This is a genomic window from Bifidobacterium sp. (assembly GCF_050874245.1).
Lineage (GTDB): Bacteria > Actinomycetota > Actinomycetes > Actinomycetales > Bifidobacteriaceae > Bifidobacterium.
Genome location: NZ_JBNMKH010000093.1, coordinates 1 through 5,995, shown reverse-complemented (window position 1 = coordinate 5,995; position 5,995 = coordinate 1). Strand labels below are relative to the sequence as shown.

Annotated in this window: 6 protein-coding genes, 1 rRNA gene and 1 pseudogene; 5 read left to right on the top strand and 3 right to left on the bottom strand. The window is 61.3% G+C overall.

All coding sequences use genetic code 11. The features are described 5' to 3' along the window. Both ACR0P8_RS08325 and ACR0P8_RS08320 read right to left on the bottom strand, forming a co-directional pair. Nucleotides 1-151, bottom strand: a pseudogene (locus tag ACR0P8_RS08325) (Gfo/Idh/MocA family protein); the annotation flags it as partial. Next, nucleotides 148-297 carry a hypothetical protein gene (locus ACR0P8_RS08320; protein WP_432624630.1) on the bottom strand — a complete coding sequence of 50 codons (150 nt, stop codon included), beginning with the start codon at nt 295-297 and terminating at the stop codon, nt 148-150. The gene ACR0P8_RS08320 and the pseudogene ACR0P8_RS08325, both read right to left, overlap by 4 nt. A 30-nt stretch (nt 298-327) precedes the next feature. On the opposite strand from ACR0P8_RS08320, the gene ACR0P8_RS08315 reads away from it, so the two are divergent. The 4 genes from ACR0P8_RS08315 (at nt 328) to ACR0P8_RS08300 (ending at nt 4,884) form a co-directional block, all read left to right on the top strand. Beyond that, nucleotides 328-825: a very short patch repair endonuclease gene (locus ACR0P8_RS08315; RefSeq protein ID WP_432624629.1), complete on the top strand. Its 498-nt coding sequence runs from the start codon at nt 328-330 to the stop codon at nt 823-825. Between the two features lie 96 nt (nt 826-921). Next, nucleotides 922-2,127, top strand: a complete 1,206-nt coding sequence (locus ACR0P8_RS08310) for a pyridoxal phosphate-dependent aminotransferase (protein ID WP_432624628.1) — start codon at nt 922-924, stop codon at nt 2,125-2,127. 231 nt (nt 2,128-2,358) lie between these two features. Then, complete coding sequence (locus ACR0P8_RS08305) at nt 2,359-3,753, top strand: MFS transporter (protein WP_432624627.1); 1,395 nt, start codon at nt 2,359-2,361, stop codon at nt 3,751-3,753. A 159-nt stretch (nt 3,754-3,912) separates the two neighbouring features. Next, nucleotides 3,913-4,884 carry a Ppx/GppA phosphatase family protein gene (locus ACR0P8_RS08300; protein ID WP_432624626.1) on the top strand — a complete coding sequence of 324 codons (972 nt, stop codon included), beginning with the start codon at nt 3,913-3,915 and terminating at the stop codon, nt 4,882-4,884. Nucleotides 4,885-4,977: 93 nt separating this feature from the next. Here ACR0P8_RS08300 and ACR0P8_RS08295 read toward each other — a convergent pair whose 3' ends face one another. Then, on the bottom strand, nt 4,978-5,706 hold the full coding sequence (locus ACR0P8_RS08295) for a DUF4391 domain-containing protein (RefSeq protein WP_432624625.1): 729 nt from the start codon (nt 5,704-5,706) through the stop codon (nt 4,978-4,980). Nucleotides 5,707-5,868: 162 nt separating this feature from the next. Between ACR0P8_RS08295 and rrf the strand changes: the two genes are divergently transcribed. After that, a 5S ribosomal RNA gene (gene rrf / locus ACR0P8_RS08290) occupies nt 5,869-5,985 on the top strand. The last annotated feature ends 10 nt before the right edge of the window (nt 5,986-5,995 follow it).

Here is a 5,995-nt window from a genome sequence, read left to right as displayed (position 1 = left end):
AATCCGCCGCACGTCCGCCATCGCGCGAAGCGACCGCGTACGGGGCCACCAGATCGCGGTAACGGTCGTCCCGGGCCATTTTCGTTAACGTATCCGCCATGTGCCTTGCGATACGGCCCGCGCCGAGAATCGCCACATTGACCTGTGTCATACTGCTCCTTGTTCGCCGATTGATGGAAAAGCTGCGTCGCTACGACCAGCGTACGCCATCCGAATGCCGATACGCGCCGGAACGCCAACCGCGACGCCTGCCGTGATGACTGCACGAATCAATTGCTGCCATGCGTTTGCTGCCATGATCGTCCCTTATGCCCATAATGGAATGCCGTGACGGCAGGACAGCGCAAACAGACCGGGCGGAAAGCCAAAACCAGCGGATCGCGGAACGCCGCGAAATCCCGCGGACCTGAGAAATACGAGCGTGGCACGCGCAGCTACACCATGTCCCGCATCCGAGGCAAGGACACCTCCATCGAACGCATGGTGCGCAGCTTCCTGTTCTCCAAAGGCCTGCGATTCCGCAAAAACGACAAACGATACCCCGGTCATCCGGATGTGGTGCTGCCGAAATACCATACGATGGTGTTCGTCAACGGCTGCTTCTGGCACATGCATGAAGGCTGTCCGAAAGCCACGCGCGTGCCGAAATCGAACGTGGAATTCTGGACTGCGAAACTGCTGCGCAACCGTGACCGCGATGCGCGGCAGCACGCTGAACTGGAGGCTGCGGGATGGAAGGTCATCGTGGTCTGGGAATGCGAGCTCGGCAAAAAGGTCCGCGACGAACGATTGGAACGTCTTTACCACGAAATCGTGGACGCGTAAGGGCGTGCGGGCCGGCACCGTCCGATTGGAGACGCGCAGAACCGGCTTGTGAGCGCCGGCGGGCGGCGTAACGCGGAACGTGGTAGAAACGGCATTATGGGAAATAATGAAAACAGCGCGCGGCCCCAGATGTCGCATCGCGCGCAGATTGCCAATCCATTCCGCGCCATGGTGTTCGGTGCCATGGCCGATGAGATGATCGCCGACGGCACCGATGTCGTCAAACTGAGCTTGGGTGAGCCGGACTTCGGCGCCCCGCCCGCGGTCCGCGACGCCATGCGTGAACAATACGACGGTCGTCCGCTGCCATACACCGCGGCGATGGGCCTGCCCGAACTGCGTCAGGCGATCTCCGACTTCTACCGTGACCGCCACCACGTCGACGTTGACCCGAAACGCATCGCGATCACGGCGGGTGGATCCACCGCACTGCTGCTGTCCGCCGCACTGACGGTCAACGAAGGCGACGAAGTGCTCATTGCCGACCCGTCATACCCCTGCAACCGCGAACTGGTGCGCGCGTTCGGCGGCAACGTCGTGGACGTGCCGACATCCGCGGCGACCCGCTTCCATCTGACGCCGGAACTCTGCAAGGAATACTGGTCGGACCGCACCAAGGCCGTCATGATCACCTCGCCGTCCAACCCGACCGGCACCACCATCGCCTTCGACACGCTCAAAGCGGTGTGCGACCTGGCCCGTGAACGCGGCGCGTGGCGCATCGTCGACGAAACCTACCTCGACCTGGCCGACCGCGAACCGGACGGATCCGAAGTGAAATCGGTGCTCGCCTGCGATCCGGACGCCATCGTATGCTCCAGCTTCTCCAAGTTCTTCGGCATGACCGGCTGGAGGCTAGGCTGGATGGTCGTGCCCGAATACGCGCTTGAGGCCATGGACGACCTCGCCACCAACTTCTTCCTGTGCGCGCATACACCGACCCAGCATGCGGCGCTCGCCTGCTTCACGCCGGAAACGCTCGCCGTATGCGAGGAACGCCGTCAGGAGCTGCTGGAACGCCGCCGCATCGTGGTGGACGGCCTGTCCGAGATCGGACTGCCGTTGGAAGTCGAGCCGAACGGCGCGTTCTATGCGTATTTCAACATCTCCAGCACCGGTCTCGACGCGTGGACGTTCTGCGAACGCGCGTTGAAGGAGGCGCATGTCGCTTTGACCCCGGGCCGCGATTTCGGCGAGGCGACCGCCGACACGCATGTGCGTCTGTCGTACGCGGCCTCCCGTGAAGCGTTGCGCGAGGGCCTGAAGAGAATCGGCGATTTCGTGGCCAAGCTGCGCGGCTGACCTGCGTTTCCCCCGGAGCATTCCGCCGGAATGGTCACATTGTGGTCATTCCCGTCTGTTCCGGGAAGCACGCGCTTATGGTGCCGTCTCAGTGGGAAGGGGTGCACGACACCCCTTCCTTGCGAATTCTTGGATTCGTTTGATCGATGATGAGGGCAGTCCTACACAATGGGACTGCCCTCACCGTCTTAAACGGGTGAAGAAGAGCATAATTACAAGAGGTATTGCATCATGACCGCACAGGCTGTGCAGAATGTGAAGCGGAAGTCCTCGTCGGTGGTGGAAGGATTGTCCGCCGTCCAGGAGAGGCAAGTCGAGGAGATTACCCGTCGTGTGGATTACGCGAAGGAGACGCGTATGTTCCACAAGATCGTCGCGCTGGTGGCGGCGGGTATGCTGATGGATTCCATTGACGTGTATATCGGATCGGCCGTGGCGTCCAGCTCCCTGTCCACGCATTGGTCGACGGTGGCGCAGAATTCGACGTTCATGTCGGCCGGTTTCCTGGGATTGCTGATCGGCTCGCTGCTGGCCGGTTTCATCGGCGATCTGAAGGGTCGTCGCGTCGCCTACCAGATCAACCTACTGCTGTTCGGCGGATTCACGTTCCTTGGCGCGTTCGCGCCGAATATGTCCGTACTGTCCCTGTGCCGTCTCGGCGCAGGTCTCGGTCTGGGTGCCGAGATCGTGACGGGTTTCGCCATGGTCAACGAATTCGCGCCGGTCGAACGCCGCGGACGTTGGTGCGCGATCGTGTCCTTGGTGGCGAACTGCGGCGTGCCGGTCGCCATGCTGCTGTGCGCATGGATCATTCCGCGCTGGTCGTGGCGTCCGTTGTTCGTCGGCATCGGCATCATCGCTGCCGTGATCTGGTGGCTGCGTCGTGACGTTCCGGAATCGCCGCGCTGGCTTGCCGTGCACGGACGTTACGAGGAGGCTGACGCGATCGTCCGCCAGCTTGAGGCCAACGGTTCCGAATACGACGAGGTCGCCGCACGTTCCGATGAGTCCGCTGCGGACGTGACCTCCATGAGCGCGCGTGAACGCCGCAACCATTCGCTGGGAATCTGCCTGATGGTGGGCGTGGTGGCCGTCGCCGCCACGAACGTGTGCTCGTACGCGTTCACTTCCTGGGTGCCGACGATTCTCGTCAAGCGCGGCATCAATCTGTCCAGCTCGTTGTGGACGAGCACGCTGATGATGTGCGGCGCCCCCGTCGGCTGCCTGATCGGTTCCATCCTGCTCGACCACATCGGACGTAAGAAGGTCATCGTGCCGGCATTCGGATTGACCGCGGTGTTCGGCCTCGCCTATGCCGCTCAGACGACCACGGTCGGCGCGATCGTCTGCGGCTTCCTGCTGACGATGTGCCTGTATGTGCTGATGGCCTCCGTGGTGGCCGTGTACGCTCCGGAACTGTTCTCCACCAAGGTGCGTTTCCGTTGCGTCGGTTTCGCCAATGCCGTGGCGAAACTGCTGAACGTGCTGATGCCGATGATCGTCGGCTGGATGCTCGTTGCGGTCGGCACGAATTCTGTGTTCATCGCGATTTCGATCGTCGCGGTGATCGCCATGCTGATCACCGGCATCTTCGGTGTGGAAACGTCCCGTCGTTCGATCGGCTGAGATTTTCTGCGGAATTTTTCCGCACCTCTGCAATCGTTTCCCGCATTGCGGCCATTGGGCGCCCATCCTCCTTTTCAAGGGTGGGCGCCTTCATATTTGCAAAGGATGTCAATGGCATGTCGGACAACGGATTAATCGGTTAATACCTATGCTGGGAACATGGTCAAATTACATTCCCGCGCCACCCGTCTTGGCGTTCTTGACATTGGTTCCAACACCGTGCACATGCTGATCGTCGACGCAGCTCCCGGAGCCCGCCCCGAGCCCGAGGCAAGCGTCAAAAGCACGGTCCGTCTCATGCAATACCTCAAGGATGACGGCACCATCAAAAAGGCCGGCGTCGAAGCCGTGCTCGAAGCGGTGCACAAGGCGATGGCGCTCGCCGAGGAATACGAGATCACCCAACTGCTGGTCCTGGCAACCTCCGCATTGCGTGAGGCACCGAACGGCGGCAAGATCCTGCGCAGGATCGAGGATGCCATCGGGCAGCCGGTCACCGTGCTTTCCGGTGTAGACGAGGCGCGCCTCACCTTCCTTGCCGCCCGCCGCTGGTATGGCTGGGATGCCGGTCGCCTGCTCGTCATCGACATCGGCGGAGGTTCGCTTGAAGTGGCCATGGGGTCCGACGAGGACCCGACCGTGGCGCTTTCCGTACCCGCCGGAGCCGGCAGAGTGACCCGCGAATTCCTGCCGGAAAGCGGCATCGCCAACGAGGAGGAGCTTGACAAGGCCCGTAAGAAGATCCGCAAGATCCTCGAACCGATGGTGGAGTCGTTCCCCAAGTCGAAGCATCCGATGCATGCCGTCGGCACATCCAAGACCATACGTTCCCTGGCCCGGCTCGCAGGTGCGGTGCTGCGCGTTCCCGGCCGCGTCGACACCTCCGTCATGACCCGAGACCAGCTGGAGGACTGGCTTCCCCGCCTCGCCTCCATATCGCCGGACCAGCGTACCGCGCTGCCAGGAGTCACGCCGGAACGCACCTATCAGATCGTCGGCGGCGGTCTGGTGGTAGATGAGATCATGAAGGCGCTTGACGTCAAGGAAATCGAAATCTGCCCGTGGGCGTTGCGTGAAGGTGCGATTCTGCGCTGGCTCGACCAGTTCGGCCGTACAAGGCTCGGTTTCTGAAACCTGGATCGTGCGCTTAATCGTGCGTTTATACGATGGGGCTGGTGTCGGACCGACCTTGCAAGTCAGCCCGGCACCAGCCCCCATGAGCTTTCATTGCTTCTGCAATTCCTCCAGCTGTTTCCTCATCCTGTGCAGCTTCGCGTAGATCTCGTTACGTTGTTCGGCATCCTTGGCGCGCTGATGGTCGCGTGTGAGCTTGTCGATCTGCGTGGTGAGCCGTGCGATTTGCATGCGTCGTGCGAGACGCGCGTCCAGGTCGACAGGGGAGGGATCGTCCAGAATCACCTGCGAGCAGAACGATTCCCACAAGGCATCCACGGAATCGACTGACGGGTCCGCGGCCTCCAGAGTGGCCTCGCCGGCAGGCTTCCAATCGGAAACGAATATCTTGGACGTGGTTGTATGCCCCGCGCGGGCCGGCAAGGCTCGACGCACCGCGAACGCGCATTCCTGACGCGTCGTGCCTTCAAAATCGGCGTCGCGCACGCAGACGAACAGCATGCCCGACTTGCGTTGCATGGCGATCAATTCGACGATGTCCGTCGGAACGGCAGCGTTCGTCCCGTGCAATCGCAGACCGATCACCAGTATTTCGGGAATTCGCGTGCCGGCGGCAAGTCCGGTATTGCGCGGTTGCAGCAGCGACAGCATGGTGATTGTCTCGATATCGCCGGCCAATCGTTGCTTCGTTTTTGCGGAAACCGGAATCTTCGCCACGAAAAGTCCTTTTGGCAGCGTCGCCTTTTCGGCGGGAATCGCAGTGGAATTCGGTAGACCCAATGTAATTGCGGAAACGGAACCGCAGGAGGCGATCGTCATTGCTGGCCTTCTTTCGTTGCTGATGGAAGCGTTGTCTCGACTGTAGCGCACCGGCATGGCGATTCGCGTCATTGCCATCGATTGGTGATTGATCGCCGGCCGACCCGGTATGCGACACGCCGTGATTTGGCGATTGGAGGCCATGCGCGTATTATTTTCTCTTGCGGTGATCATAGCCTAGGTGAGACGCCCGGTCCCATTCCGAACCCGGAAGCTAAGGCCTAGCACGGCGATGGTACTGCACTCGAGAGGGTGTGGGAGAGTAGCAAGTCGCCGCGTTTACTCTTTT